Source organism: Streptomyces sp. NK08204 (genome assembly GCF_020400585.1).
Lineage (GTDB): Bacteria > Actinomycetota > Actinomycetes > Streptomycetales > Streptomycetaceae > Streptomyces.
Genome location: NZ_JAINVF010000001.1, coordinates 364626 through 389286, shown reverse-complemented (window position 1 = coordinate 389286; position 24661 = coordinate 364626). Strand labels below are relative to the sequence as shown.

Here is a 24661-nt window from a genome sequence, read left to right as displayed (position 1 = left end):
AGCACACCACACCGACTCCGAGGAGAGGAGGAGGGGGATGGCCAAGACAGTGCAGAAGGCTCAGCAGGAAACCCATGCGGGCGACGGCGCGGGTCTGCACCTGCACATGCGCACGCTGCATCCTCCGGTTCCGGTCCCGTACGTCACGAGGGAAGAGATGGCGACCACGGCCCGGGCGGCGACGTCCCGGCTTCCCGGTAACCCTCCCGTCAAGGACCTCGCGTTCTACGGAGGTCTCGGAGCGCTGGCCGTGGCGGGGGCGCTGGAGTGGCCGGTCGCCCTGGCCGTCGGCGGCGCCACATGGCTGGTGCGCAGCGGACGGAAGCAGAAACAGGAGCAGCAGACCATGGGCGTCGGGACGTAGGCGCCCGGGGCGTGGTGGGGATGACCGGTTGCCCGGCGGCGTGAGCGCCGCCGGGCGCCGCGCGGTTACGCGGCGGCCGGTGCCCAGGCCGTGCGCGCGGAGCCCGCGTAGGCGGACCAGAGCTGCCACAGGAGGCGCATGACGATCGCCTCGACCACCGCGACGGCGATCTTCGTTGCCACGGCTGCCAGTATCTCGGCCATGTCGGCTGTCTTTCTGTACTCGGATACGGGTGTCTGAAATCAGACAATGCAGCCTTTTCACGCACCGCGGGCGCCTTCTGTGCATACCTCCGGCGTCACCCAGGTGAACATCAGGTGACGCCGGAGAGGGATCTGGCTCAGTCCGGAGGTTCGCCGGGGCTCTCTTCTTCCGGGCCCTCGTCGGCGCCCTCATCAGGGGCCGGGGAGGGTTCTTTCACCTCTTCCGGCATGTCCGGCGTGGGCGGCGGGTCCCGGGGGACGGGAGCGTGCCCATGTCCTTCGGACGCACTCGCCAGGGCAAGGACGGGGTGCCCGAGGAGGAACCGGATCCGGGGGTGGTCGAGGATCAGCAGTCGCAGAGCCATTGCGGTCGTTTCCGTGGGTCGGGGTGGCGGGTGTCTGCGTGGGCCGCGGGCGGCGGGTGTCTCACGCCGATCCGGCGGCGGCGAGCACCTCGTCGGCCAGCGGCTTGTCGAGGGCCGCGTGGACGAGGCCGTCCGCGAGGCGGGGCATCTCGCGGTCGGCGACGAGGCCGCCCAGCTTCTCGGGCGAGGCCGGCAGGCCGAGCCGCCGGGCGCCGTCCAGGGCCTTGCGGTCGATGTACGGCGCGAACTCCGGCCACACCCCCTGGACGTCACGCAGGAAGATGTCGGCCCCGGTGGGTCCGATCCCGGGTATGTCCTGCAGGGCCTTCTTCGGGTCGGGTTCCTCGCGCAGGCGGCGCAGATCGCCGCCGTACCGTTCGAGCAGCAGCTCGGCTCCCTTGCCGAGCATGGTCGAGGTGCGCTCGTCGTAGCGGCGGTAGCCGCCCCTGCCGAGCGCGTCGACGCGTTCCTGCCAGGACGCGTCCGCCATCGACCGGGGGTCGCGCAGCCCGGCGTCGAACAGCGCCCGGGCCGCCGCCACCGCGACGTCGGCCCTGATACGTGCACTCAGGAGCACCGCGAGCACGAGCGTCTGGTACAGCGGCGCGGGGGTGTTGCGCAGCCGGATGCCGGCCTGGGCCGGATAGGTGCGCCGCTGCCGGTGCAGCAGTGCGCGCACCACCGCGTCGTCCTTCGTGTCGTTCCTGCTGGATTTCCTGTCGCTCTTCGTGGTCATCGCACAGTCACCGATTCAACGTTCCTCCGGCTCGCCGGAGGGCCGAAGCGCCGAAACATGCCATGCCCCGACTACCCGTCCAGACCTGGACGAAGCGGCCGTCGGCCGGGCCGAACCCCGGCGTCCGGGCCGGCGCTGAACCAGTGCGCCTGTGCGCCTGCGTGCTGTGGCCTGCGTGCCTGGCGTGCCGGTGCGTCAGTGCTGGCAGTGCGGGCACCAGACGGTGCGGCGGCCGGCGACACGGCGCGAGCGCAGGTCTGCGCCGCAGCGCGGACATGCCGGTTCGTCGTCGCGGTGGCCGGTGAGCCAGGTGCGGCGCGGCGGCACACATGCGGCGCGCACGGAGGCGGCGAGCACCCGTCGCATCGCCGTGAACACGCGACGTGCCTCGCCCTCGCCGAGGTCCCGCGCCGGCCTCTCGGGGGCCACCCGCGCCCGCCAGAGGATCTCGTCGCTGAGCAGGTTCCCGAGACCGGCGATGGCGGACTGATCCATCAGGACGCTCTTGACGGTGCCCCGCCGCCGGGCGAGCAGCGCCACGAACTCCTGGCGCTCGATGCCGAGGGCGTCGGGGCCGAGGCCGGCGAGGATCTGTTCCACCGCCCCGGGCGTCGCGGCCAGCCGTACGCCCTGGAGCTTGCGCTGGTCGCGGTAGCGCAGCTGCTGTTCGCCGTCGAGTGCGAACACGATCCGGTCATGGGCGTGCAGCGGGTCGTCCGTCCGAGTGCACAGCAAGGCGCCGGTCATACCGAAGTGCCAGACGAGGGCCGGGCCGTCGTCCACCGGGGCGACCAGCAGTTTGCCGTGGCGGCGCGGACGGCCCAGGCGCCGCCCCTCGACCTCCCGCTGCAGGCGCGTGGCGCTGACGCCCCGCAGTACGCCCGTGTCCCGCACCTCGACCCGCAGGACACGTCGCCCCCGGGCACAGGAGTTCAGGACCTCGCGAAAGCCTTCGACGTCCGGCAGCTCCGGCATGTGCTCCTCCCCGCACTCGTCGGGTGACCAGGTCCGGTCACGCCGATCGCCGTGGCGAGCAGGAACCGGCTACGCCGCCGGGCCGGGGCGGGAGTCGTAGAGCACGCTGTGGAAACGGCCGGCCTCCTCCCGTCCGGACGGGTCGCCGCCGAGGCCCCTCACCGCCTCGACCGCGTACCGCTGTTCCCCCTCGTCCGTGAAACGCCGCTGCGGGTAGGTGCGGGACGGATCCACCGTGGTGCGCAGGCCGTGGGCGGCCAGGGCCCGCACGACCGGCTCGTACGACACGGTCCGCAGGACGAAGGCGCTCACCCACACGGGGCGCCGGGCGCCGTCCAGCAGCGCGGTGAAGGTCCGCTCGGTGACATAGCTGCCGCCGCCCGTCAGGGTGATCAGCCCGACGTCGGGCAGCGCGGCGGCCAGCCGGGGGCCGGGCGGTGCCTGCTCCAGGTCGTCGGTGAAGGCGCCGTCCAGCAGGCCGGCCTGCTGGGCGTAGTGCACGGCCGGGGCCGCGATGTCCAGGCCGTACACCGGCAGCGCCTCCGGCCGCCGCCGCCCGGCGTAGAACTCCTTGTCCCACGCGGCCAGTTCCGCCGTCGACATGCCGTGCGCCGCATCGGACGTGTACCGCTCGTACAGCTCGGCGAGCGTCACCTCGTGATTGAGCAGGGCGGCGTTGATGCCGTACGAACAGCACACGTCGAGCACCGCCGGCCGGCCGGGCCGGCCGTCGTCCATCGCCGCCCGTTCGGCGGCCACCTGCCGGAAGACCGGCTGGGCATGGTGCGGGATCTCGTACTCCAGCGGGGCCATCCGCGTGAAGTAGGCGCGCGGGTCCGGCTGGGCGTAGATGTCGTCGAAGCGCGACTTGCCGCCCGTCATGCGGCACTCCGAACCCTGCTCGCGCACATGTCTCCACGTCCCCTCATGCTTCCGTTTCCGCCCGGGCGCCAGGCGCGGCTCACCTTACGTTCCGTAGCCGGACGGATACCGGAAACACTCGCCGGGGCGCTCCGAAAGAGCCCGTGTGCCGGACGGTCAGCGGGTGCGCAGAGCGGCGAGTGTGGCGTCCAGGTCGGCCGCGCGCGGCCGGTTGTGCGGCAGCTTGCTCAGCATCACCGCCATACCGCAGGTGTCGGTGAGCGCGGAGAAGACGAGACCGCCCGCGATACCGGCCGACAGGAGCTGGAACGCCGGGTGCACGAGGAGACCGAGCAGCAGACCCAGGAGCACCACCGTGCCCGCGGTGAAGCGCACCTGCCGCTCCATGCTCCATCCTGCCCGGGTGTCGCAGGCGAGCGGCTGCTGCAGTTCATGTCCTTCGGCGGCCCAGGCTCCGGTGCCGCCCGCGAGGGTGGCCGCCGCGATGCCCTGTTCGGCCAGGATGCCGCAGGCGCTCTGCGAGCGGGCGCCGGAGGCGCAGACCATCAGGACGTCGCCGCGTTCGGCCGCGTGCCGGAGTTCGGGCAGTGCGCGGCGGACCTGGTCCAACGGGATGTTGAGGGCACCCGGCAGATGGCCGGCGGCGTATTCGCCGGGGGTGCGGACATCGATGACGGCGAACTCGTGCAGTCGGGCGCGGGCCTGGTCGGTGCCGAGGGTGACGGGGGTGGTCATGACAGATGTGATCCTTGCTTGTCGCCGTCGTCCTGAAACCGGACGTACAGTACCCCTAGGGGTATTACGGAGGAGTGGTTGTGGAACTGGAGCTTGAGGGTGAGTCGCTGAAGGCCGTGCTGAACCGGCTGCGGCGGGCGCAGGGTCAGATCTCCGGTGTGATCCGGATGATCGAGGAGGGCCGGGACTGCGAGGAGGTCGTCACGCAACTGGCCGCCGCCTCGAGGGCGCTCGACCGCGCGGGTTTCGCGATCATCGCCACGGGCCTGCAGCAGTGCGTCGCCGACATCGAGTCCGGCCGTAAGACCGGTGAGGACACCGAGGCGATGCGTGCACGGCTGGAGAAGCTCTTCCTGTCGCTCGCGTGAGGAGTCGCGGGAGCGGGCGCATCGCGGGCGGGGAGGAGTCGCGGGCGCGGCGATCGCGGTCGGGTCGCCATCACGCCACCATCGCATCGGCCGGCGGGAAGCCGGCCGCCGCGAGCGGAACGGACGCGAACGGCCGCTGAAGCGCCGGCCCGGACCGCACGGTGGCCGGGGGGTGCCCGGGAAGTGCGTCGCCCGTCGTCGCAGGACCGGCCCCCGTCGCCGCGGAGCGGTCGCGTGCGCCGGCGGGCATGGCCGGTGCGGCCGTGTCGGCGAAGAGCACGAGGCACTCCCTTCCGGTGAAGAATTACTCCGAGGGGTATGTCGTCGACGGTAACACAATTACCCCGGGGGGTATGTTCGGGCGGGGGGGCGGAAGAGGCGGGGAACCCGGTGGGGGACGTGAACAAGAAGACGAGAAAGGCCACCACCATGCGGTACGACCGCACCGTGCACCTCGACGACGACTTCGCCACCGCCGTGGCCCGGGTCCGCGACGCACTCGCCGAGCAGGGCTTCGGCATCCTCACCGAGATCGATGTCACCGCGACCCTCAAGGCCAAGCTGGATCAGGACATGGAGGACTACGTCATCCTCGGTGCCTGCAACCCGCCGCTCGCCCACCGCGCCCTGGAGGCCGACCGCACCGTCGGCCTGCTGCTGCCCTGCAACGTGGTCGTGCGCAGGGACGGCGACCGCACCGCCGTCCAGGCCCTCGACCCGCAGACGATGACCAGCGTGACCGGACTCGACGCGCTTCGGCCGGTCGCCGAGGAGGCGACCCGCCGCCTCGATGCCGCCCTGTCCGCCCTCACCGGGGCGCACACGGACCGCTGAGCCGCCGGGTCAGGCGTCCGGCAGTACGAGCGTGCACGTCTCCCCGGGCGTGATGGTGACCGCGCGGTCGGCCAGCACCACGCGGATCGGGGTCTCCTCCGAGTCGGGCACACAGAGCTCCAGCTGCCCGCTGCGCCGCCGCACGCCGATGCCCCAGTGGCTGCGGTAGCGCAGCGAGAACCCGTACTCGGACAGCGCCGGAAGCGGCACCGGGTCCAGCCACAGGGCGTCCTCGCGCGGCACCAGCCCCGTCAGGCCCTGCTGGACCAGGCCGAGGGTTCCGGCCATGGCCCCGAGATGGATGCCCTCCCCGGTCGTGCCGCCCTGGATGTCGGCGATGTCCGCCTCCAGGGCCTCACGGACGTAACTCCAGGCATCGGCCCTCCTGGCCCTGGCGAGGATCAGGCCGTGGACGAGTTCGCTGAGCGTCGAGCCGTGGCTGGTGCGCTGAAGGTAGTAGTCCACGGTCCTGCACCAGACGTCGTCGTCCAGGCGGTAGCCGAGACGCCGGAACAGATCCCGCAGCTCGGCGGGCGAGAACAGATAACCCAGCATGAGGACGTCGGCCTGCTTGGACGCCTTGTAGCGGTTGACCGTGTCACCCTCGGCCTCAAGGATCCGGTCCAGCCGCCGGATGGTGCCGTAGCGCGCACGGTAGGCCTCCCAGTCGAGCTCGGCGAGAGAGTCGTAGCCCTCGAACTGGCTGATGACGCCCCGGTGGAACGGCACGCGCAACCGCCGGGAGACCTCCTCCCAGCGCGGCAGCTCGCCGGGGTCCAGCCCGACCCGCTGGAACAGCTGCTCCCGGCGCCACGCGGGAAGCCGCCGCAGGAGGTCCAGGGCGCGGGCGAGGACCCAGGCGGCGGTGACGTTGGTGTACGCGTTGTCGTCCAGCCCCGGCCGCCCGGCGTCCGGGTAGGCGTCGTGGTACTCGTCGGGGCCCATGACGCCGCGGATGCGGTAGCGGTCCGTGACGGGGTCGAAGGCCGCGAGGCTCGCCCAGAAGCGGGCGATCTGCAGCAGCATCTCCGCGCCCTTGGTGTGCAGGTACTCGGTGTCGCCACTGGCCTCGCAGTACTGCCACACGTTGTAGGCGATCGCGGAGCCGACATGATGCTGGAGCCGGGAGTGGTCGGGCAGCCAGCGGCCCGAGTGCGGGTTGAGATGCCACTCCTGGGCCTCCTCCCGGCCGTCGCTGCCGCTCTGCCACGGGTACATCGCCCCCGCCCGGCCGCTCGCGGCAGCCGCCCTGCAGGCACGCGGCAGGCGCCGGTAGCGGTAGTCCAGCAGCGCCCGCGAGACCTCCGGTACGTGCAGGTTGAGATACGGCACGACGAACAGCTCGTCCCAGAAGACGTGACCCCGGTACGCCTCACCGTGCAGGCCCCGGGCGGGCACGCCCACATCCAGGTCCGAGGTGTGCGGTGACAGCGTCTGCAGCACGTGGAAGAGATGGAAACGCAGGATCCGGCCGGCCTCACCCGGGACCTGGATGTCCGCGTTCCGCCACAACCGCTCCCACGCCGCGGCATGGGAGCCCAGCAGGGCGGTGAAGCCCGGCGCCGTGGACACCCGGTCGACCGCTTCGCCGATCGGGTCGCTGATCGCCCTGTCCCGTGAGGTGTGCAGCGCCACGGTCTTCTCCACGGTGACGGGCCGACCGGGAACCAGCGGGACCACCAGGCGGTGCACCGCACGGTGGCGGGCCGGACCCAGCACCGACGAGGCCGCGGCACCGTCGACGGCGACCGTCGTCCGGGCGGCCAGGGCGACGGCGATGTCCGACGTGCTGGTCCGGCAGCTCAGCCACACCGTGTCGGGTTCCTTCTCCCCGGTCCGCACATGTGTCACATGACGGCGGTTCAGGGCACGGTAACGGTGCACGTTGCCGTTGATCACCTCGCCGTCCAGACAGCTCTCGATCTCGATCTCACCCGGCCGGTCCTCGGCCGTGAACACCGTGCGCAACGCGGCCAGATGGGGGTCCCCCATGTGCACCAGCCGGGTCTGCTCGACACCGAGCACGCCCGTGTCGTCGCTGCGGTGCCGGAAGGTCCGGGTGAGCGTGGCGCGGCGCAGATCCAGGGTGTGCCGGTGGTCCACGAGGACATGCGTGTCAGGCGAGAACCAAGGGCCCCACTCCCCTTCGGCGCGGCGCACACGGAACCGCAGCAGCAGCCAGTTCGGCAGGTTGACCAGGTCCTCGTTGACCACCTGCCGCCCGGCGACGGCCGACTCCAGGCGGTTGTAGCACCCGGCCGCATAGGTTCCCGGGTAGTGCACCAGGCCCGCCCGGCACTCGGGCACCGCACCGCGCGTGGCGAAGTAGCCGTTGCCGAGCGTGCACAGCGATTCACGCAACCGCTCGGCCGCGGGGTCGTAGCCGGTCCACTCCCATGTCCAGTGCGACATCCGCCGCCCTTCCCTCTCCTGCACAGGCCGTGACGGCCCGAGGCCGCCCGGCAGGCCTCCGACCGGCCGGGGGACGACGGCGGCAGGGCACCGCGCACGGTGCAGCAGGGCGCGGGGCGGCCCTGCGCAGCTGCAGACCCGAAGTGCGCGCGCCGACGCTGCGCGCCGACCACCATCACACACGCTCGGCCGATGCGGTCAGCGCCGCCCGGTGGCGGGGCCTCCGGCCGGCCGACGACGGACGGTGCCCCGGGGCTGTTCCAGCGCGGCCTCGCCCGGCGTGCTGGCCTCGCGGACGAGGACCGGGCAGCCGGCACGAGCCGCGAGCGCGAGGCCGGCCGGCCCGCGCAGCAGTCCCGCCGCCTCCCCGCATCCACGGGTCCCCGCGGGCACGAACGCCTGGGAGCCCGCCCGCAGCGAGGCGGACACGGCACCGTGGGGCGGCGCCCGGCCCGGCACCCTGAAAGGCGGCTGGCTCCCTCGTGCCGCTTTGACCGCGTCGGCGGGCAGGCGCGGACCAGGCGCGGCGCACGCCCGTGATGCACGCCCGTGGTGCACGCCTCCTCCACCGCCCGGTCGACCGTCGGGCAGGCCGGAGTCCGGTCCGTCGACGCCCCCCACCAGCGGGAGTCCCATCGCCGCCACACCGCCTTTCCACCCGGCTGCCGGAGATCCCGGTGCACCGGGGGTCTCCTCTGTGAATACCGTCGCACCGTCCGGGTGCCGCCGCGACACACCGGCCGGGTCGCGGTGATGCTGGAGGCATGCCCATGCCTGACGCCGCCGCGCACATCGTGAGCGACGTGATGACCCGGCCCGTGGTCACCGTCGGGCGCGACGTGCCGCTCAAGGCGATCGTGCGGGCCATGAGGGAACGACGGGTCAGTGCCGTTCCGGTCGTGGACGGTCGGGGGCGGGTCCTCGGGGTGGTCTCCGAGGCCGACCTGCTGGCCGGGGCGGAGGCACTGACCGCAGGGGAACTCATGACCGCGCCCGCTGTCACGGTCCGCCCCGACGTCACCCTGGCCCAGGCGGCCCGGCTCATGGCCCTACGGCACGTGAAACGGCTGCCCGTGGTCGACGACGCGGAACGGCTGCGGGGCATCGTCAGCCGGCGCGACCTGCTGAAGGTCTTCCTGCGGCCGGACGAGGACATCGAGGAGGAAGTCCGCCGCACCGTGGTGTCCTACCTGTTCCCCACGCTCGCCCACGCCATCCACGTCTACGTGCGGGACGGGATCGTCACGCTGCGCGGACAGGTCCACGACCCCTCGCTGATCTGGGTCGCCGAGCGCCTCGTCCGCGCCGTGGAGGGCGTGGTGGGCGTCGAGTCCCGGCTCAGCGGCGAGGAGGCCGCCCAGGGCGGCCACGGCAGGCCTACTGGTCCACCGGAGTGATGCGCCGGCCCGTCAGGCTCGTGGGCCGGATCGACACCCACATGTCGCGTTCACCGCCCGCCCACGGCATCGTGTGGACGTGCTGGACGAGCCTGCGCACGGCGTCGGGATTCGTCACGACGCTCGCACGGCCGACGGCGAGCACGCTCCAGCCCCGGCTCAGCGCGTCGTCCACGTGGTCGACCTCGAAGGCGACCTCGGTCTCCGCAGCCGCCGCGGCCACGGAGTCGGGCGAGGTCCGGAAGACGATGGCGTCGTCGACGATCTCGTAGTTGACAGGGACGACCGCCGGGCGGCCGTCGGACGCCGACACCGCGATGCGCCCGACGCCGTGAGTCGAGAGCAGGGTGCGGCACTCCTGCGGGCTGAGATCCTCCAGCCGGGGGTGCAGCAGCGCCTGGCCCTGACCGGGCGGCAGATCCACGCCCGAGCCGCGCAGGGCGGTGACCGTGGTGCCCAGCGCGTCGGCCAGCCTGACGAGCGTCGCCAGAGTCGGGTCGGCGGGCCGTTCCTCCAGGTACGCCAGGTAGTCGGGCGACATCCGGGCCCGGCGGGCGGTCTCCTCCCGGCTGAGTCCCTGTCTCCGGCGTGCGACGCCCACGCGCCGGCCGACGTCCCCGGGCCCGGTCGTCCCGGCCGCCGGGGCCGCAGCGGGCCGGGCCCCCGCCGCACCGGCCCGCGGCGTCGGCCCGGGTGAGGTCGCGGGCCGGCCGTGCTCGAGATGATGGATGTGCGCGTCCGGACCGGGGAACACGAGCGTCACTTCGTCCGTGTCCGACCAGCGCACGTCGTAGGGAGGCGTGCCGTCCGCGTGGTGGAGCCCGACGATCTCGCCGTCGCGCCGGCCGGCGCCGGTCGCCGGACTCTCGATGACGAGTCGGTCGCCGAGGTGAGCTCGCATGATCGCCGCCCTCTCCGCAGACTGGTGCTGTATCCAACCTGCCACGCGGGACGGACCGCCGCACGGTGCGAGCGACCCGTGTCCGCGGGGCCGGCCACCCCCGGCAGGGGACCGCGTGCCGCGCCTGGAATCCCGGAGCGGGCCGGCGCCGAAGGCTGTGCCTGCCGCGGGGAACCCGTGCGGCTCGACCCGTCGCGAGACGACGGTCGGGGTGTGCGGTCCGGTCCAGCCCGGGCGGCAGCGTGGCCCTGCGGAGCCGCGTCCCTGTGCCGGAGCACCTGTGCCGCGGTGTCGACGGCCGTGTCCCACTCGCCCGCACCTCGCGCGGGCGGCGGTCACCCCAGGTCCGCGGTCACACCTGGGGCACGACCGCGATGGGGCACGGCGCGTGATGCAGCAGCGCGTGACTGATCAGGCCGAGCTGCAGCCCCTGACGCACCAGACGGGGTGGGGCGCCGACCACCAGAAGATCCGCCTCCGACGCGGCCTCGAGCAGTGCCCGGCGTGCCGGCGCCTCGATCAGGCTCCGCTGCACCGTGGTGTCGCGGTACCGCTCCGGCAGGCCGCGCAGGGCGTCGTCGAGGACCTGCGCCGGCGGGCGCTTGTGGGCCTCCAGGGGCCATGACGGGGCCTGCGGGGTCGTGCAGGCACCGAACGGTGCGATCCAGGCGTGCACCGCCACCAGACGGCACCGCCGCGCCTGGGCCTCGCGGAACGCGAACCGCAGGGCCGTGCCGCTGCTCTTCTCGTCCTCGACACCGACGATGACCGTCCCGTACCGGGCAGCCCGGTGCTCGGGCGCGCCGCGGACCACGACGACCGGGCAGTCGGCCCGTGCCGCCACCGCGAGGCTGACCGAGCCCAGGAGCATCTCGGTGAGGTCTCCGAGCCCTCGGGACCCGAGGACCAGCGCGAAGGCGTTGCGCCCCTTGTCGACGAGGGCGGAGGCCGCGTCCTCGTGGACCACCTCGCTCGACAGCCGCACCGAGGGAGCGCCCCTGGCGGCGCGTGCGGAGGCGGCGCTGATCACGGCGGAGCTCTCGCGGTCGCCGCCCGCCGCGTGCAGGAGGTGCAGCGCCACCCCGTGCCGGACCGCCTCGTCGGCGGCCCAGTCGACCGCCTCCAGGCTCGCTTCCGATCCGTCGACGCCGACCACCAGGGGAATCGTCACCGCCCCTGTCTCCTCTCGTACCGGCAATCCCCACCCGATCCGACTCGCCCGCCGTCAGGTCCAGCTTCTTACGGGGCGTCGGCCGCCGCCACGCGACGTGGGTGTCCGCCCCACCTGCTCCGGGGGAGTCACTTCGCCGGGTCCGAGCGGTCCCGCGACCTCTCCACCAGGAACCGCGTGGCACCGGACAGCGTCGTCAGCTCCGGGTAGTCCTCCTCGTCGATACGGATCCCCGTGCGTTCGGACAGCAGCTCCACCAGGGTGAGGAAATCCAGCGAGTCCAGTTCCAGCACGTCACGGATCCTGTCGTCCGGTCCGACCGAAGCGAGGTCCGCGTCGGGGATGATCCGGGTGATCGACTCCTTGACCACGTCCATGGCCTCCGCGTCGTCCAGGGGCTTCATCCGGCTCACAACTCCTCGGGTTTCTGCAGCAGCCGGTCGACGGCCGTGAGGTAGCGCGCCCCTACGGCACCGTCCGTGGCGCGGTGGTCGGCGGACAGCGTCGCCGTCACCACCGGACGTACGCCCAGCATGCCGTCCGCGGCCCACGGCCGCTCGACGACGGCGCCGAAGCCGACCAGGGCCACCTGGGGCGGATGGATGACCCCGAACACGCTTTCCACACCCTGGTCGCCCAGGTTGGTGACGGTCAGGGTGGCGCCGGTCGTCTCGCTGCCGCGCAGCCGTCCCCGGCGGGCGCGCTGGACCACATCCCTGAGGGTGGTCATGAGGGCGTCCGGTGGCAGGGTGTCGGCGCGGCGGATGACCGGCGCCAGCAGCCCGCCCTGCCGCAGCGACACCGCGACACCCAGGTTGACCTCGGCACCGGGGACGAATCCGCCGTCCTGCCAGTAGCCGTTGAGGCCGGCCACCTCGCGTGCCGCCGTCGCAGCGGCCTTCAGCAGCAGCGCCGCGGGGACGAGGCGGTCGGCGGGCTGCCGGGCGTGGTTGATCCGGCGCAGCCAGTCCTCGGCCGCCGAGAGGTCGATCGTGGTGGACAGGTAATAGTGCGGGATCTCCCGCTTGGAGCGGCTCATGAGGTCGGCGATGGTACGGCGCATGGTGTCCGTCCGCTGCTCGCGGCCCCGCAGGTCCTGAGCCGGCGGCTCGGCTTCCCGTTCCCCCGCGCGTGCGCGCACGGCCAGGTGCACGTCCGCCGCCCGTACGGCTCCGCGGTCACCGGTGCCCCGTACGGCCGTCAGGTCGATGCCCAGGTCATGGGCGAGCCGCCGTGCGTACGGGGTGGCCCGCACCCTGGCCCCGTGCGGCGGCGGAGCATGCTCCACATCGGCACGGGTGATCCGCCCTCCGGGACCGGTGCCGTGCAGGGCCGTCAGGTCGACGCCCCGATCCGCCGCCAGGCGCCGCACGAGCGGTCCGGCCCCGACGGGTTCCGGGTGCACCGGCTCCTCGAGGGGCTCGGGTTCCTCGAGGGGCTCGGGTTCCTGGAGGGGCTCGGGCGCCTGGACCGGCTCGGCTTCCCGGACGGGCTCGGGCTCGAGGACCGGCTTCCGCCGGGGTTCCCGGCGTTCTGTCGTCGGTGGGGGAGCGCTCTGACTCCCGGCCTTTCCTTCGGGCTCGCCCTCATCCTTGCCCTCGCTTGCCTCGCCTTCCTCGCCTTCCTCGCCTCCCAGGCCCTCTCCTTCGCTCTTCTCCTCGATCGTCGCGAGCGGTGTCCCCACCGGCACCCGGGTGCCCGGCGGGACGAGCAACTGCCCCACCGTCCCGGACTGGAAGCACTCGACCTCGACGGCCGCCTTGCCGGTCTCCACGACCGCCACGACGTCGCCCCTGCGCACCCGGTCACCGGGGCTCACGAGCCACTCCTGAAGCACCCCCGCGTCCATGTCCGCGCCGAGGGAGGGCATGGTGAACGCGGCCATCTCAGCCCGGCCCTCCGCCGACCGCACGGCGCGCGGCTGCGACGATCCCGTCGACCTGGGGCAGCGCGGACTCCTCCAGCCTGCGCGCGTACGGCATGGGCACCTCGGCGCTGCACACCCGCTCGACGGGCGCGTCGAGGTCGTAGAAGTGCTGTTCGGTGAGACGGGCGGAGACCTCCGCGGCAAGGCTGCCGGTGCGCCAGCCCTCGTCGACGACGACGGCACGGTGGGTGCGCGCGACCGAGCCGCCGATGACGGCGTCGTCCAGCGGGCGCAGGGTGCGCAGGTCGACGACCTCGGCGCTGATGCCCCCGTTCGCGAGGTCGTCGGCGGCGGCCAGCGCCTTGGGCAGCGAGCCGCCGTAGGTGATCAGGGAGACGTCCGTGCCGGGACGCCGGACACTGGCGTGGTCGATGTCGACCGGCCCCGCGTCGGCGGGCAGGTCCCCCGAGACGTTGTACAGGCTGCCGTGCTCGAAGATCAGTACGGGGTCGGGGTCGGCGAGCGCGGGGGCCAGCATGTACCGGGCGTCGGTGAGGGTCGCCGGGGCCAGCACCCGCAGGCCGGGGATGTGCGCGTACCAGCACTCCAGGCTGTGCGAGTGCTGGGCCGCCAGCTGCCGGCCCGCACCCGTGGTCATCCGGATCACGACCGGCACCGGCAGCTGACCGCCCGACATGTGCAGCAGGGTCGCCGCGTTGTTGAGGATCTGGTCCATGGCCAGCAGGCTGAAGTTGACGGTCATGATCTCGACGATCGGCCGCATGCCCGCCAGCGCGGCGCCGATCCCGGCACCGACGAACGCGGACTCCGACAGCGGGGCGTCGCGGACCCGCTCCGGCCCGAACTCCTCCAGCAGGCCCAGGCTGACACCGAAGCAGCCGCCGTACCGGCCCACGTCCTCGCCCATCAGAAACACCCGCTCGTCGGTGCGCAGTGCCTCGCGCATCGCCTCGCGCATCGCCTCACGGTAGGTCGTCTTGCGGTCGGACGCGGTGGCGGGCCCTGCTGCGGGTCCGGCGTCACGGGCGTGGATCGTGTTCATGGCCGGCTCGCCTCCGCCGGGCTGGTGACGTACTTCAGCAGATCCTCGACCGGCTCCTCGGGAGCCTGATCGGCGGCTTCGACGGCGGCGTCCAGCTCGGCGGCCAGACGGTCCTCCAGGGCGGTGCGGGCCCTGTCGTTCAGCTCCTTCTCCTCCCGCAGCCGCCGGGCGAGGCCTTCGACCGGGTCGCGCTCCTTCCAGTGCTCGATCTCGGCCTTGTCGCGGTAACGGTCGGAGTCGTACATGGAGTGGGCACGGAAGCGGTACGTGCGCATCTCCAGGAAGTGCGGTCCGGTCCCGCCACGCACCCCTTCGACCGCCCGCCGGGCGGCGCCCTCGACAGCGACGACGTCCATGCCGTCGACGGCCCAGGAGACCATGCCGTACCCGGCCGCCCGCAGCGCGAGGTCGGTCTGGGCCTGGTGCCGGGCCAGGGCCGTGCCCATCGCGTACAGGTTGTTCTCGCAGATCAGCAGCAGGGGCAGTTGCCAGAGCGCGGCGAGGTTGGCGGTCTCGTGGAACTCGCCCTCGGCGAACGCGCCGTCACCGAAGAAACAACAGGTGACACGGTTGCGGCCGGTCATGCGGTCGGCGAGGGCGAGGCCGGCCGCGAGGGGCAGCCCGCCGCCGACGATCGCGTTGCCGCCGTAGAAACGGCGACCGGTGTCGAACAGGTGCATCGAGCCGCCCCGGCCCCGGCTGCAGCCGGTGACCTTGCCGAACATCTCCGCCATGATCGCGTCGGCCGGGACGCCCCGGGCGAGGGCGTGCCCGTGTTCGCGGTACGTCGACACGACCGCGTCGTCGTCCGTGAGCGCCTCGTTGACGCCGACGGCCACGGCCTCCTCGCCGATGTACAGGTGCATGAAACCCCGGATGCGTGCCGCGCTGTACAGCTCCACACAGCGTTCCTCGAACCGGCGCACGCGCAGCATCGACTCCAGCAGGGCCAGACGGTGCGCGGCCTCACGGGTCGGCCGGGTGGCGGAGCGCGGGGTGTGCGGGGTGCGCGGAGTGCGGGTGGTGCTCATACGGACCGCTCCGTCCTCACCAGGGAGGAGGTCTCCGGGGTGGTGTCCTCCAGGGTGGATGTGTCGCCCTCGGGCAGGCCGAGTTCCCGGGCCCGCAGCAGGCGACGCATGACCTTGCCGCTGCGGGTGTGCGGCAGGTGCTGGTCGAAGGCGATCTCGCGGGGCGCGACGGCCGGGCCCAGCCGGTGCCTGGCGAAGGCCAGCAGGTCCTGCCGGGTCGTGGAGGTCGCGTCGAATCCCGGCCGCAGCGCGACGAACGCCTTGACGATGTTCCCGGCGACGGGGTCCGGCCGGCCGATGACCCCCGCCTCGGCGACCGCCGGATGCTCCATCAGGGCGCTCTCCACCTCGAACGGCCCGATGAGGTGTCCCGCCGACTTGATGACGTCGTCGGCGCGCCCGACGAACCAGTACCAGCCGTCCGCGTCGCGCCGCACCAGGTCACCGGTGAGGTACCAGCCGTCCGCGAAGGCCGCCGCGGTGCGTGGCTCGTCGTGCAGATAGCCGCGGAACATCGACGGCCAGCCCGGCCGCAGCGCCAGCTCGCCCTCGACATCCGGCTCCCGCTCCACGGTGACCTGCCCGTCGGCGACCTCGGCGCGTCCGTCCTCGCCGCGCCGCAGCACCGCCGCCTCCACGCCGGGCAGCGGACGCCCCATCGAGCCGGGGCGGATGTCGCAGGCGGCGAAGTTGGCGATCATGATGGCGCCGGTCTCCGTCTGCCACCAGTTGTCGTGCACCGGCAGGCCGAGCACGTCCCGCCCCCACACCACGGCCTCCGGGTTCAGGGGTTCGCCGACCGACGCGACGAACCGCAGCGCGCCCAGGTCGAACGAGCGGGGCAGGTCGTACGGCCCGGTCCTCGGCGTCGTCCGCATCAGCATGCGCAGGGCGGTCGGCGCGGTGTACCAGACGTTCACCCGCTGCTCGGCGAGGATCCGGTACCAGCGGCGGGCGTCGTAGTCGCCCTCGTCCACGACGACCGACACGCCGTGCATGAGCGGTGCCACGATCCCGTAGGACATGCCGGTGACCCAACCCGGGTCGGCGGTGCACCAGAACACGTCCTCCGGGTGCAGGTCGAGGGCGTACAGCGCGGTCATGTAGTGCGCGACGGCTGCCTCGTGCACATGTACCGCGCCCTTGGGGGTGCCCGTGGTACCGCTCGTGAAGTGCAGCAGGGCCATGTCGTGGGGCGAGGTCGGCGGAATGGTGAAGCCGTCGGCCGCGTCGGCCATCAGCGCGGCGAGGGACACGGTGCCGGGCAGTTCCTCCGCACCCTCACCGACGATCAGCACATGGCGCACCGAGGCGAGCCTGCTGCGCAGCCCGGCGACCTTCCGGCGGTACAGATCCGCCGTGGTGACCAGGACCTGCGCGTCGCTCAGTGTCACGCGTTGGGCGACCGGATCCGGGCCGAAGGCGGAGAACAGCGGGCACAGGACGCTGGCGTTCTTCAGTGTGCCGAGGACCACGGTGTACAGCTCGGGGCACCGTCCCAGCAGCGTCACCACCCGGTCGCCGTGACCGATGCCGAGGCCGCGGAGCACGTTGGCGAACCGTGCCGTCGAACGGGCCAGCTCCTCGTAGGTCACACAGGTGACGGAGTCGTCCCGCCCGACACAGCGCAGCGCGACCCTCGTCGCACGGTCCGACGCCGCGTGCCGGTCCACCGCCTCGTGCGCGATGTTCAGGCCCCGCCCCCCGGGCAGCCCCTGCAGCCTGCCCCGGGCCCGTGTCCACGCGAAGCCCGCACACTCCTGGTCGTAGTCGCGCAGATTCGGGGCGACTCGAAGCGGGGTGTCCTTCCGGATGGTCTCCCACCGCATGCGGACCCTCCTTCCTCCGGGCCTTCTTCGACCATCCGCCGCGCCCCGCCCGCCCGCACTGGGTCGAACGGCCCCCGTATACGGCCGGACGGCTCGGGTCCGTGCTCACCGCTCGCCCGGGACGACGACCGCGGCACGGCCCCTGGAGGCGACAGGCATGCCGACTCGGCTCCGGCTTACGCTGCCGGGTGCGGGCGCCGTGGCGTCCGCGCGGTTCGCACCGGCCGGTCCGCCGGTCGCGCACGGCCGTCACCGTGTCGCGTTCGACAGCCGGCCCCGGGGCGGAGCCACTTGAGGGCCCACGGGACGCCTGGCTCGTCACCGACGGACACGCCGGACTCCGCTCCGATCTGGCGCATCCGCCCGCGGTGACCGCATCGAGGCAGCGGCGGGGCGGCTGTGCGGACCGGCGGCCGATGCGCGCGTGGACCAGGCGTCCGCTCCCGTTCCGGGCCGCCTCCGCGCCGACTTCTCCAGGCCGCCGTGAGGGCCACACGTACCTCCTGCCCCGGCGCCCGGCCGGACCTCCCGCGGCCCGGGGTCACGCGCCCTCGCGACCGCGGCTGCCGCGTGCGACGGTGAAGTTCAGTCCCCGTGCGCCGCGCGAGGTGGCGGCCCCCATGAAAGGCGGTGGGGAAGATGACGCTTCCTGTGGTGGTGGGCGTCGACGGATCGGACCCGGCCCTGCTCGCGGTCGACTGGGCCGTGGACGAAGCCGTCCGCCACGGTTGTCCGCTGAGGCTGGTCCACTCCTCCCTCTGGGAGCGCTACGAGGAGGGACTCCCGTCGCTGGGCCGCGAGCGCCCGCGCGAACACGTACTGGCGGAACACATCGTGGCCTCCGCCGCCGAACGCGCCGAACGGCGCAATCCCGACGTGAAGATCAGTACGGACATCGTCCCGCAGGACGCGGTCGACGCCCTGGTGCGCGCGGGCGACGACGCCTTCGCGCTGGTGACAGGGTCCCGTGGCCGGAGCCGGCTCAAGGGCCTGCTGCTCGGTTCGGTCGGTCTGGCCGTGGCGGGCCGGGCGCACTGCCCGGTCGTGGTGGTCCGGGGCGACCGGGCGGGCCTGGCCGGCACGCACGAGCGGATCCTGCTCGGCCTGGGGGAGGCCGACACGTGCGCCGAGGCGGTCCGGTTCGCCTTCCGCGAGGCCGAGGCGCGCGGATGCACCCTGGACGTGGTCCGCGCCTGGCGCAGGCCCGCGCTCGACAGGAGCGGCGAGGGGACACCGGCCGAGGAACCGGCGGACGCGCACGAGGAGCGGGCCTCCGCCCTTCTCGACGCGCTGCTCAAGGCCGCGACCGCCGAGCATCCGCACGTCCGCGTGCGCCCCGCGGCCCTTGAAGGTCCTGCGGGCAGGGCCCTCACGGACCGGTCGGCCGCCGCCGACCTCGTGATCCTCGGGGCGCGCCGCAGGGCGGGCCACCTCGGGCTGCAGCTCGGCCGCGTGAGCCACACGGTGCTGCACCATGCCGCGTGCCCGGTCGCGGTCGTGCCGCAGAGGGCGTGAGCGCTCCACCCAGCGCTCCACTCAGCCGAACAGACTTGGCACCCGGATCGTTTCGACGCGCCGCCAGGTGCGGTCGGGCAGCAGCAGCCAGTCGCCGCCCGCGCCTCGCCCGTTACGGCGCACGGAGCCGGGCGTCGTCGGCCGTGCGCCCTGGACGCGCGCGGTGCCGCGCGACGGCAGCCGGGCGCCGCAACGGCCGCGGCCGGCTCGTGGGTCGCGACGGGTGCGTCTGCTCATCGTCCCTCCTCGTCCCTCCTCGGCGTCCCCCGCCCCCTTCATCGTCCCCCGCCCTCCTCATCGCGTCGCGCGCAAGGCCCCGACGTCTGTCGGCGCGTCCCGGCATCGCTCCGGTGCAGCCCCGCCCGGTGGGGCCGAACGGCACGCGCGGGGACCGTGGGACCCCTGCCCGGCCGGTCCGTCACGGGCGACTGTGGTACGGCACACCGCACCGACGATGCGACAGCGGAGGGCCGTGCCATGAGGACATCGTGTCTGCCCGGCCGGCAGGGGGTGCCGGACACGCCGCGTACGGGGCTACGGGCACGCCCGGCAACTTCGCCAAGGGGCCACCGCCACGGTGTCGTGCATCCCCGCGGGGACATCGCCGGGCCGCCGCCGGGTGCGGCGGTGCGGCCGTCGTCCTGGGCGCCCGGCGGGCCGTCGGCAGGCCCCCCGACCGCCGCTGCCTCGACCGCCGGACCCGCGGAGGGAACGCGTCGGGCCGGACCGGGTGAGGGGCTACCGGTGCTGACGGAGTGCCGGCGAGAGCACCGTCCGTCATGCCCCCGGATGCTCTTCTCTGGCGCGGTGGCGATGCGTCACGCAGCGTGGAGGAGTGGAGGTGGAAGGCATGGACAGTGATGTCTCCGAGCCGCGGGTCGTGGTCGGCCTCGACGGGTCGCCGTCCTCGTACGACGCCCTGCGCTGGGCGGTGCGGTACGCCGGCCTCGTCGGCGGCGTCGTGGAGGCGATCGCCGTGTGGGAGCTGCCGGGTATGTACGCCTGGTCGGCGCCCGCCGTGGACATGGACATGGACCTGGACGAGACCCGGCAGCAGCTGCAGCGGGAACTGACCGACGTGCTCGGCGCCGACGCGGCCGGCTCGGTCCGGACCCACGTGGTGCACGGCAACCCCGCCGACGTCCTGCTGCGGGCCGCGCAGGGAGCCGAGGCCCTGGTCGTCGGCTGCCGGGGGAGGGGCGGGTTCGCCCGCGCCCTGCTCGGCTCCGTGAGCCAGCACGTGTCGCAGCACGCCGACTGCCCGGTCGTGATCGTGCGCCCGGAAGACCGGTGACTACTGGAAGGCCGCGTGGATCTCCTGCTCGGTGGCCTCGTGCGACACGAGCAGGAGTTCGTCGCCCGGCAGCAGCCTTACCCCGGGAGCGGGGACCGTCGGACGTCCGTCACGTACGACGGTGGCCACGACGGTACCGGCGGGCAGCGTGATCTCGCCCAGGGTGCGCCCCGCCGCCCGGGACCGCTCGGTGATCGCGGTCTCCATGACCTCGACGCCGGCCTTGCTCAGCCGCAGCAGCGCCACCGTGTCCGTGGCGCCGGTGGCCTCCTCGATCAGGGAGATCAGCGGGGTGGCCGACGGTACCGCGACGTCCACCCCCCAGCGCTGGTCGAAGAGCCAGGCGTTCTCCGCGTCGTTGACGCGCGCGGCCACTCGGCCCACACCGAACCGGCGTTTGGCCAGCAGGCTGATGACGAGGTTGTCCTCGTCCCGGCCGGTGGCGGAGATGACCAGGTCGCAGGTGAGGGCTCCCGCACGCTCCAGCAGCCCCGCATCGCAGGCGTCCCCGGCCAGCAGGCGCACATGGGGCAGGCCCTGGAGTTCGGCCACGCGGTTGTCGTCGTACTCGACGAGGGTGACGACGTTGCGGGCGGCGGCGAGCACCTGGGCGATCTGGGTGCCGAGGCGGCCCGCGCCCGCGATGAGGACCTTCACGTTCCCAGCTCCTTGTCGAGGAAGCCGCGCAACCGGCCCAGCGCGGTCGCGGCGACGGCGAAGGTGACCAGGTCCCCGGGCTCTGCCGGAAGACCGTGGGCGGGCAGCAGCGAGCGCCCGGCCCGGGTGATCTCCACGACGCGGATCTCCCCGTCGACGTCGAACTCGGCCAGCTGCCGTCCGGAGAGGTAGGCGGGCAGGCGGGAGCGGACCAGGAGGGTCTCGCCGTTGCCGAAGACGAGTTCCGGGGTGAGGTGGCGGTGCAGAAGCATCTGGTGGATGCGGTTGACGGCCCAGCGCACGCTGGAGACCGCAGGGATGCCGAGTTCCTGGTAGATGTCGGTGCGCCGCGGATCGTGGATGCGGGCGAGGACGATCGGGACCCGGTACGTCTCCTTGGCGGTCCGGGCGCTGACGATGTTGCTGTTGTCCCCGGAGGTGACCGCGACGAACGCATCCGCGTGGACGATTCCGGCCGCCTCCAGCACGGAACGGCTGAAGCCGTTGCCCACCAGGAAGTCGCCCGGAAAGCCCGGCGGCAGCAGCCTGCGTGCCACCGGCCGGCGGTCGACGAGCCGTACGTCGTGGCCCTCGGTGACGAGCTGGGCGGCGAGGGTCGCACCGACGCGCCCACAGCCCACGATGATCACTCTCATCGGGTTCCTTCCTCCGACGCCGGCCCGCGGTGCCGCAGCACCCACTTGCGCGTTTCCTCGGCGGCCAGCAGCAGCGCCCCGAACGCGGCCAGCACCGCCCAGTCGGACGCGGTCAGCGGCGCGGTGCGAAAGAGCGCCTGCAGCGGCGGCGCGTAACTGATGGCGGCCATGAGCGCGATGCCGAAGCAGCCCGCGGCCAGCAGCCAGGGGTTGGTCAGCAGGCCGGCCCGCAGGACGCTCTGCCGGTCGGTGCGCACCGCGAGCGCGTTGAAGAACTGGCTGACGACGATGCCGGCCTGGACCATGGTGATCGCCTCCCGGTAGGCGGGAGTGTCCTTGGTGAAGTCCGCGTAGGGGATGCCGGAGGCGTGGATGTGCCAGAAGAAGACGGTGCACACGCCGACGGCCTGGATGCCGCCCAGGAAGAGGATCCTGCCCATGACCCCGGCGGAGAACAGCCGTTCCCGGCGCGGTCGTGGCGGGCTGTCCATGACGTCGGGCTCCATCGGCTCGGCGCCGAGCGCCAGCGCGGGCAGCACGTCCGAGCCGAGGTCGATGGCGAGGACCTGCACGGCGGTGATCGGCACCAGCGGGAACCCGGCGAACGTGGCGGCCAGGATCGGCGCGAGTTCGGCGATGTTGTGGCTGAACAGGTAGATCAGGAACTTGCGGATGTTGCGGTAGACCGAACGGCCCAGGCCCACCGCCGTGGTGATGGAGGCGAAGGAGTCGTCGAGCAGCACCATCACCGCCGCCTCCCGGGCGACATCGGTGCCGGTGGCGCCCATGGCGACGCCGATGTCCGCGTGTTTGAGGGCGGGCGCGTCGTTGGCGCCGTCCCCGGTGACGGCGACGACCTCGCCCCGCTGCTGCAGCGCCGTCACCACCCGCATCTTGTGCTCGGGACTGACCCGGCACAGCAGCAGCTCGGCGGAGTCCGTCAGCAGCGCGTCCAGCCCGGCGTCGTCCAGCGCGTCCAGCTGCGCGCCCGTCACCACGGCCGGGTCCGGACCGCGGACGATGCCGACGCGGCGGGCGACGGCCTCCGCGGTCAGCGGGTGGTCGCCGGTGACCATGACGATACGGATACCGGCCCGTCGGCACGCCTGCACCGCGTCCCGCACCTCCGGGCGCGGCGGGTCGTACATCGCGGCGAGCCCGAGCAGGGTCAGCCCCGACTCGACGTCCTGGAGCGGCGGCCGAGGCCCGGCGACCCGCCGCCGGGCCACCGCCAGCACCCGCAGGCCCTGCCCGGCCATGCCGTCCGACGCCGCGGCCACCTGGGCGCGGGCGGCGTCCGTCAACGGTTCCCGGGTGCCGCCCCGGTCGACGGCGGCGCACCGGGACAGCAGCTCCAGCGGCGCGCCCTTGACGTACGCGAGATAGGTGCCGTCCTCGTCCAGGTGCACGGTGCTCATCAGCTTGCGGACGGAGTCGAAGGGGTGTTCCGACACCCGCGGCGTGCGGGCCTCCTCCGTCGCCGGATCCACGCCGGCCTTCTCGGCGGCCACCAACAGGGCCCCCTCGGTGGTGTCGCCGAGCACCCGCCACCCCTCGCGCCCGGCCGGCGGCACCAGCCGGGCGTTGCTGCACAGGGCCGCCGCCCGCAGCAGTTCCCGCACCGGCCGCGCGTCGGCGACCTCGCCGGCCGGCGCGTAGCCCACCCCCGTCACGGTGTGCGACACACCGTCCGCCCACAGCTGTACGACGGTCATCTCGGCCTGCGTGAGCGTGCCCGTCTTGTCCGTGCACACCACGCTGGTCGACCCCAGGGCCTCCACCGCGAGCAGCTGCTTGACGAGCGCGTGCCGGCGGGCCATGCGGCGCACGCCGATCGCCAGCGACACCGAGAGTGTCGCGGGCAGGCCCTCCGGCACGAGCGCCACCATCACCCCGAGCGCGAACACGAACGTGGCGACGAACGGCTGACCGCCGGGCACCCGCACCGCGAACACCACGGCACCCGTCGCCAGTGCGACGCCCGCCACCCGGCGGGCCATGACGGCGACCTCGCGCTGCAACGGGGTCTGCTGCCGCGGTGCCGCGGCGGTGAGCCGGAAGATACGCCCGAACTCGGTGGCCGTCCCCGTGGCGAACACGACGGCCTTGCCGGTGCCCGCGACCAGATCGGTGCCCATGAACACACAGTTGCGCGCCTCCAGCAACGGCCCGGGCGGTGCGGGTCCGGCAATGCGCCCGACGGCATCGCTCTCACCGGTGAGCGGCGCGTTGTTGACGGCGATGTCCTGCGCCCCGACCAGCCGGCAGTCGGCGGGCACCGCGTCCCCGGCCTCCAGGACCACCACATCGCCCGGTACCAGTTCCCGGGCGGGCAGTTCCTGGGGCCGGCCGTCCCGCAGTACGCGGCAGGTGTGCGGCACCATCGCCTGCAGGGACTGGGCCGTGCGCTCGGCGGAGTACTCCTGCGCGAAACCGATGCCCGCGTTCAGCAGCACCACGCCGAGGATCGCGACGGCCAGCTGAAGCGTGGCCGGGTCCCGCGGGCGTCCCAGTACGTAGGCGAGGAAGGTGGTCGCGGAGGCGACGAGCAGCGTCACCGCGAAGAGGTCGGTGAACTGCGCGAGCAGCCGCCGCCCCGCCTGCCCGCGGCCCGCGCCGGGCAGCTCGTTGGGGCCGTGGCGGGCCAGCCGGGCGGACGCCTCGGCCGGTGTCAGACCGCGCGGACGGCTGCCCAGGGCGGCGAACACGTCCCCCGCCGGCAGGGAGGGGACGGCCGGCCGGTCCCCGGGCGCACCGTTCGCCGTCCTTGCGACGGCCGTCGGCGGGCCGTCCCCGCGTAGTGCGGCAGCCGGCGAGCCGTTCTCCCAGGGTGGGGTCGTACCGGACGCGCCGGACGCGCCGGATGTACCGGAGGCATCGGAGGCATCGGACGTACCGGATGTGTCGGACAGGCTCGCCGGTCGCCGGGCCCGCTCAGGGCTCATACGGGGCCCCGTGCGCGGAAGGAGGACCGGGCGGCTCCTGCAGCACGCTCCAGGCCACGGGTCCCAGCAGGTCGGCCAGCCGCCGGAAGACGTCGAGGAGCAGGTCGTCGATCGTGAGCACACCGGCCACCCGCCGGCCCTCCAGGACGGGAAGGCGGCGCACCCCGGTGCGGCGGAACGTCCGGTAGGCCGCCTGGAGGTCGTCGTCGGCGTCGACCGTGATCACGCCCGTCGACATGACCGCCTCCACCCGTGCCTCCCGGTCCAGGCCACCGCCCAGCCCGCGTACGGCGATGTCGCGGTCGGTGACGATGCCCCGCAGCAGCCCGTCCTCGACGACGAGGACCGACCCCACCGCGGACTCGGCCATGCGCCGGGTCACCTCCGCGAGGCAGGTCCATGGAGCGACCGTCACCGCCGGAGCGGACATCACCTCGGACACCTTCACGTGACTGCTCCCG

Annotated in this window: 26 protein-coding genes; 6 read left to right on the top strand and 20 right to left on the bottom strand. The window is 73.4% G+C overall.

Going from position 1 to position 24661, the window contains the following annotated elements; all coding sequences use genetic code 11:
* The first annotated feature begins 37 nt into the window (after positions 1-37).
* Positions 38-364 carry a hypothetical protein gene (locus K7G59_RS01680; protein WP_225829959.1) on the top strand — a complete coding sequence of 109 codons (327 nt, stop codon included), beginning with the start codon at positions 38-40 and terminating at the stop codon, positions 362-364.
* 65 nt (positions 365-429) lie between these two features.
* Here K7G59_RS01680 and K7G59_RS01675 read toward each other — a convergent pair whose 3' ends face one another.
* From K7G59_RS01675 to K7G59_RS01650, 6 genes are all read right to left on the bottom strand, one after another.
* Positions 430-567, bottom strand: a complete 138-nt coding sequence (locus K7G59_RS01675; RefSeq protein WP_225829958.1) for a hypothetical protein — start codon at positions 565-567, stop codon at positions 430-432.
* A 137-nt stretch (positions 568-704) separates the two neighbouring features.
* Positions 705-932: a hypothetical protein gene (locus K7G59_RS01670; protein ID WP_225829957.1), complete on the bottom strand. Its 228-nt coding sequence runs from the start codon at positions 930-932 to the stop codon at positions 705-707.
* A 61-nt stretch (positions 933-993) separates the two neighbouring features.
* Positions 994-1668: an endonuclease gene (locus K7G59_RS01665; protein ID WP_225829956.1), complete on the bottom strand. Its 675-nt coding sequence runs from the start codon at positions 1666-1668 to the stop codon at positions 994-996.
* A 195-nt stretch (positions 1669-1863) separates the two neighbouring features.
* A complete protein-coding gene (locus K7G59_RS01660; protein ID WP_225829955.1) occupies positions 1864-2643 on the bottom strand; it encodes an Fpg/Nei family DNA glycosylase in 780 nt (259 codons plus the stop codon).
* Positions 2644-2712: 69 nt separating this feature from the next.
* Positions 2713-3525 (bottom strand): hypothetical protein, encoded by an 813-nt coding sequence (locus K7G59_RS01655; RefSeq protein WP_225829954.1) that lies wholly within the window; start codon positions 3523-3525, stop codon positions 2713-2715.
* A gap of 156 nt (positions 3526-3681) precedes the next feature.
* The gene (locus tag K7G59_RS01650) at positions 3682-4260 is read right to left on the bottom strand and encodes a rhodanese-like domain-containing protein (protein WP_225829953.1); all 579 of its coding nucleotides are present in this window, start codon (positions 4258-4260) and stop codon (positions 3682-3684) included.
* A gap of 80 nt (positions 4261-4340) precedes the next feature.
* On the opposite strand from K7G59_RS01650, the gene K7G59_RS01645 reads away from it, so the two are divergent.
* Together K7G59_RS01645 and K7G59_RS01640 are read left to right on the top strand one after the other, a co-directional pair.
* A complete protein-coding gene (locus tag K7G59_RS01645; protein ID WP_225829952.1) occupies positions 4341-4628 on the top strand; it encodes a metal-sensitive transcriptional regulator in 288 nt (95 codons plus the stop codon).
* A gap of 429 nt (positions 4629-5057) precedes the next feature.
* Positions 5058-5462 carry a DUF302 domain-containing protein gene (locus K7G59_RS01640; RefSeq protein WP_225830246.1) on the top strand — a complete coding sequence of 135 codons (405 nt, stop codon included), beginning with the start codon at positions 5058-5060 and terminating at the stop codon, positions 5460-5462.
* 9 nt (positions 5463-5471) lie between these two features.
* Here the strand turns inward: K7G59_RS01640 and K7G59_RS01635 are convergent, their stop codons facing one another.
* Positions 5472-7874: a glycoside hydrolase family 65 protein gene (locus K7G59_RS01635; RefSeq protein WP_225829951.1), complete on the bottom strand. Its 2403-nt coding sequence runs from the start codon at positions 7872-7874 to the stop codon at positions 5472-5474.
* A 198-nt stretch (positions 7875-8072) separates the two neighbouring features.
* Positions 8073-8303, bottom strand: coding sequence for a hypothetical protein (locus K7G59_RS01630; protein WP_225829950.1), 231 nt, complete (start codon positions 8301-8303; stop codon positions 8073-8075).
* A 341-nt stretch (positions 8304-8644) separates the two neighbouring features.
* On the opposite strand from K7G59_RS01630, the gene K7G59_RS01625 reads away from it, so the two are divergent.
* Positions 8645-9271 carry a CBS domain-containing protein gene (locus K7G59_RS01625; protein WP_225830245.1) on the top strand — a complete coding sequence of 209 codons (627 nt, stop codon included), beginning with the start codon at positions 8645-8647 and terminating at the stop codon, positions 9269-9271.
* Here K7G59_RS01625 and K7G59_RS01620 read toward each other — a convergent pair.
* The 7 genes from K7G59_RS01620 to acsA all read right to left on the bottom strand — a co-directional run bounded on the left by K7G59_RS01620 (position 9252) and on the right by acsA (position 17133).
* Positions 9252-10172, bottom strand: coding sequence for a pyridoxamine 5'-phosphate oxidase family protein (locus K7G59_RS01620; protein ID WP_225829949.1), 921 nt, complete (start codon positions 10170-10172; stop codon positions 9252-9254). The two genes, K7G59_RS01625 and K7G59_RS01620, sit on opposite strands and share 20 nt — an antisense overlap.
* A gap of 352 nt (positions 10173-10524) precedes the next feature.
* Positions 10525-11343 carry a universal stress protein gene (locus K7G59_RS01615; RefSeq protein ID WP_225829948.1) on the bottom strand — a complete coding sequence of 273 codons (819 nt, stop codon included), beginning with the start codon at positions 11341-11343 and terminating at the stop codon, positions 10525-10527.
* A gap of 128 nt (positions 11344-11471) precedes the next feature.
* Positions 11472-11747 carry an acyl carrier protein gene (locus tag K7G59_RS01610; protein ID WP_225829947.1) on the bottom strand — a complete coding sequence of 92 codons (276 nt, stop codon included), beginning with the start codon at positions 11745-11747 and terminating at the stop codon, positions 11472-11474.
* A 5-nt stretch (positions 11748-11752) separates the two neighbouring features.
* Complete coding sequence (locus tag K7G59_RS01605; protein WP_225829946.1) at positions 11753-13228, bottom strand: 2-oxo acid dehydrogenase subunit E2; 1476 nt, start codon at positions 13226-13228, stop codon at positions 11753-11755.
* Between the two features lies 1 nt (position 13229).
* On the bottom strand, positions 13230-14273 hold the full coding sequence (locus K7G59_RS01600) for an alpha-ketoacid dehydrogenase subunit beta (protein ID WP_225829945.1): 1044 nt from the start codon (positions 14271-14273) through the stop codon (positions 13230-13232).
* Positions 14270-15304 carry a pyruvate dehydrogenase (acetyl-transferring) E1 component subunit alpha gene (gene pdhA / locus K7G59_RS01595; protein WP_225829944.1) on the bottom strand — a complete coding sequence of 345 codons (1035 nt, stop codon included), beginning with the start codon at positions 15302-15304 and terminating at the stop codon, positions 14270-14272. The genes K7G59_RS01600 and pdhA overlap by 4 nt, the downstream gene beginning before the upstream one ends.
* Complete coding sequence (gene acsA / locus K7G59_RS01590) at positions 15301-17133, bottom strand: acetate--CoA ligase (RefSeq protein WP_225829943.1); 1833 nt, start codon at positions 17131-17133, stop codon at positions 15301-15303. The genes pdhA and acsA overlap by 4 nt, the downstream gene beginning before the upstream one ends.
* Positions 17134-17772: 639 nt before the next feature.
* Between acsA and K7G59_RS01585 the strand changes: the two genes are divergently transcribed.
* On the top strand, positions 17773-18648 hold the full coding sequence (locus K7G59_RS01585; RefSeq protein ID WP_225829942.1) for a universal stress protein: 876 nt from the start codon (positions 17773-17775) through the stop codon (positions 18646-18648).
* A 21-nt stretch (positions 18649-18669) separates the two neighbouring features.
* Here the strand turns inward: K7G59_RS01585 and K7G59_RS01580 are convergent, their stop codons facing one another.
* Positions 18670-18885 (bottom strand): hypothetical protein, encoded by a 216-nt coding sequence (locus tag K7G59_RS01580; protein WP_225829941.1) that lies wholly within the window; start codon positions 18883-18885, stop codon positions 18670-18672.
* Between the two features lie 613 nt (positions 18886-19498).
* Between K7G59_RS01580 and K7G59_RS01575 the strand changes: the two genes are divergently transcribed.
* On the top strand, positions 19499-19942 hold the full coding sequence (locus K7G59_RS01575) for a universal stress protein (RefSeq protein WP_225829940.1): 444 nt from the start codon (positions 19499-19501) through the stop codon (positions 19940-19942).
* Here the strand turns inward: K7G59_RS01575 and K7G59_RS34900 are convergent, their stop codons facing one another.
* The 4 genes from K7G59_RS34900 to K7G59_RS01555 are packed head-to-tail and all read right to left on the bottom strand — an operon-like array spanning position 19943 to position 24648.
* Entirely contained in the window at positions 19943-20599 is a 657-nt protein-coding gene (locus tag K7G59_RS34900; protein WP_225829939.1) for an NAD-binding protein, read from the bottom strand.
* Positions 20596-21255 (bottom strand): TrkA family potassium uptake protein, encoded by a 660-nt coding sequence (locus tag K7G59_RS01565; RefSeq protein WP_225829938.1) that lies wholly within the window; start codon positions 21253-21255, stop codon positions 20596-20598. Before K7G59_RS01565 ends, K7G59_RS34900 begins: the two co-directional genes overlap by 4 nt.
* On the bottom strand, positions 21252-24200 hold the full coding sequence (locus tag K7G59_RS01560) for a cation-transporting P-type ATPase (RefSeq protein WP_225829937.1): 2949 nt from the start codon (positions 24198-24200) through the stop codon (positions 21252-21254). The genes K7G59_RS01565 and K7G59_RS01560 overlap by 4 nt, the downstream gene beginning before the upstream one ends.
* Positions 24190-24648: a CBS domain-containing protein gene (locus K7G59_RS01555; protein ID WP_225829936.1), complete on the bottom strand. Its 459-nt coding sequence runs from the start codon at positions 24646-24648 to the stop codon at positions 24190-24192. Before K7G59_RS01555 ends, K7G59_RS01560 begins: the two co-directional genes overlap by 11 nt.
* Positions 24649-24661 lie beyond the last annotated feature (13 nt).

Excerpts from the sequence above, each read along its gene's own strand:
- K7G59_RS01680 (WP_225829959.1), top strand. The coding sequence starts at position 38 with ATGGCCAAGACAGTGCAGAAGGCTCAGCAGGAAACCCATGCGGGCGAC.
- K7G59_RS01675 (WP_225829958.1), bottom strand. The coding sequence starts at position 567 with ATGGCCGAGATACTGGCAGCCGTGGCAACGAAGATCGCCGTCGCGGTG.
- K7G59_RS01670 (WP_225829957.1), bottom strand. The coding sequence starts at position 932 with ATGGCTCTGCGACTGCTGATCCTCGACCACCCCCGGATCCGGTTCCTC.
- K7G59_RS01665 (WP_225829956.1), bottom strand. The coding sequence starts at position 1,668 with ATGACCACGAAGAGCGACAGGAAATCCAGCAGGAACGACACGAAGGAC.
- K7G59_RS01660 (WP_225829955.1), bottom strand. The coding sequence starts at position 2,643 with ATGCCGGAGCTGCCGGACGTCGAAGGCTTTCGCGAGGTCCTGAACTCC.
- K7G59_RS01655 (WP_225829954.1), bottom strand. The coding sequence starts at position 3,525 with ATGACGGGCGGCAAGTCGCGCTTCGACGACATCTACGCCCAGCCGGAC.
- K7G59_RS01650 (WP_225829953.1), bottom strand. The coding sequence starts at position 4,260 with ATGACCACCCCCGTCACCCTCGGCACCGACCAGGCCCGCGCCCGACTG.
- K7G59_RS01640 (WP_225830246.1), top strand. The coding sequence starts at position 5,058 with ATGCGGTACGACCGCACCGTGCACCTCGACGACGACTTCGCCACCGCC.
- K7G59_RS01635 (WP_225829951.1), bottom strand. The coding sequence starts at position 7,874 with ATGTCGCACTGGACATGGGAGTGGACCGGCTACGACCCCGCGGCCGAG.
- K7G59_RS01625 (WP_225830245.1), top strand. The coding sequence starts at position 8,645 with ATGCCTGACGCCGCCGCGCACATCGTGAGCGACGTGATGACCCGGCCC.
- K7G59_RS01620 (WP_225829949.1), bottom strand. The coding sequence starts at position 10,172 with ATGCGAGCTCACCTCGGCGACCGACTCGTCATCGAGAGTCCGGCGACC.
- K7G59_RS01610 (WP_225829947.1), bottom strand. The coding sequence starts at position 11,747 with ATGAAGCCCCTGGACGACGCGGAGGCCATGGACGTGGTCAAGGAGTCG.
- K7G59_RS01605 (WP_225829946.1), bottom strand. The coding sequence starts at position 13,228 with ATGGCCGCGTTCACCATGCCCTCCCTCGGCGCGGACATGGACGCGGGG.
- K7G59_RS01600 (WP_225829945.1), bottom strand. The coding sequence starts at position 14,273 with ATGAACACGATCCACGCCCGTGACGCCGGACCCGCAGCAGGGCCCGCC.
- pdhA (WP_225829944.1), bottom strand. The coding sequence starts at position 15,304 with ATGAGCACCACCCGCACTCCGCGCACCCCGCACACCCCGCGCTCCGCC.
- acsA (WP_225829943.1), bottom strand. The coding sequence starts at position 17,133 with ATGCGGTGGGAGACCATCCGGAAGGACACCCCGCTTCGAGTCGCCCCG.
- K7G59_RS01585 (WP_225829942.1), top strand. The coding sequence starts at position 17,773 with ATGACGCTTCCTGTGGTGGTGGGCGTCGACGGATCGGACCCGGCCCTG.
- K7G59_RS01580 (WP_225829941.1), bottom strand. The coding sequence starts at position 18,885 with ATGAGCAGACGCACCCGTCGCGACCCACGAGCCGGCCGCGGCCGTTGC.
- K7G59_RS01575 (WP_225829940.1), top strand. The coding sequence starts at position 19,499 with ATGGACAGTGATGTCTCCGAGCCGCGGGTCGTGGTCGGCCTCGACGGG.
- K7G59_RS01565 (WP_225829938.1), bottom strand. The coding sequence starts at position 21,255 with ATGAGAGTGATCATCGTGGGCTGTGGGCGCGTCGGTGCGACCCTCGCC.
- K7G59_RS01560 (WP_225829937.1), bottom strand. The coding sequence starts at position 24,200 with ATGAGCCCTGAGCGGGCCCGGCGACCGGCGAGCCTGTCCGACACATCC.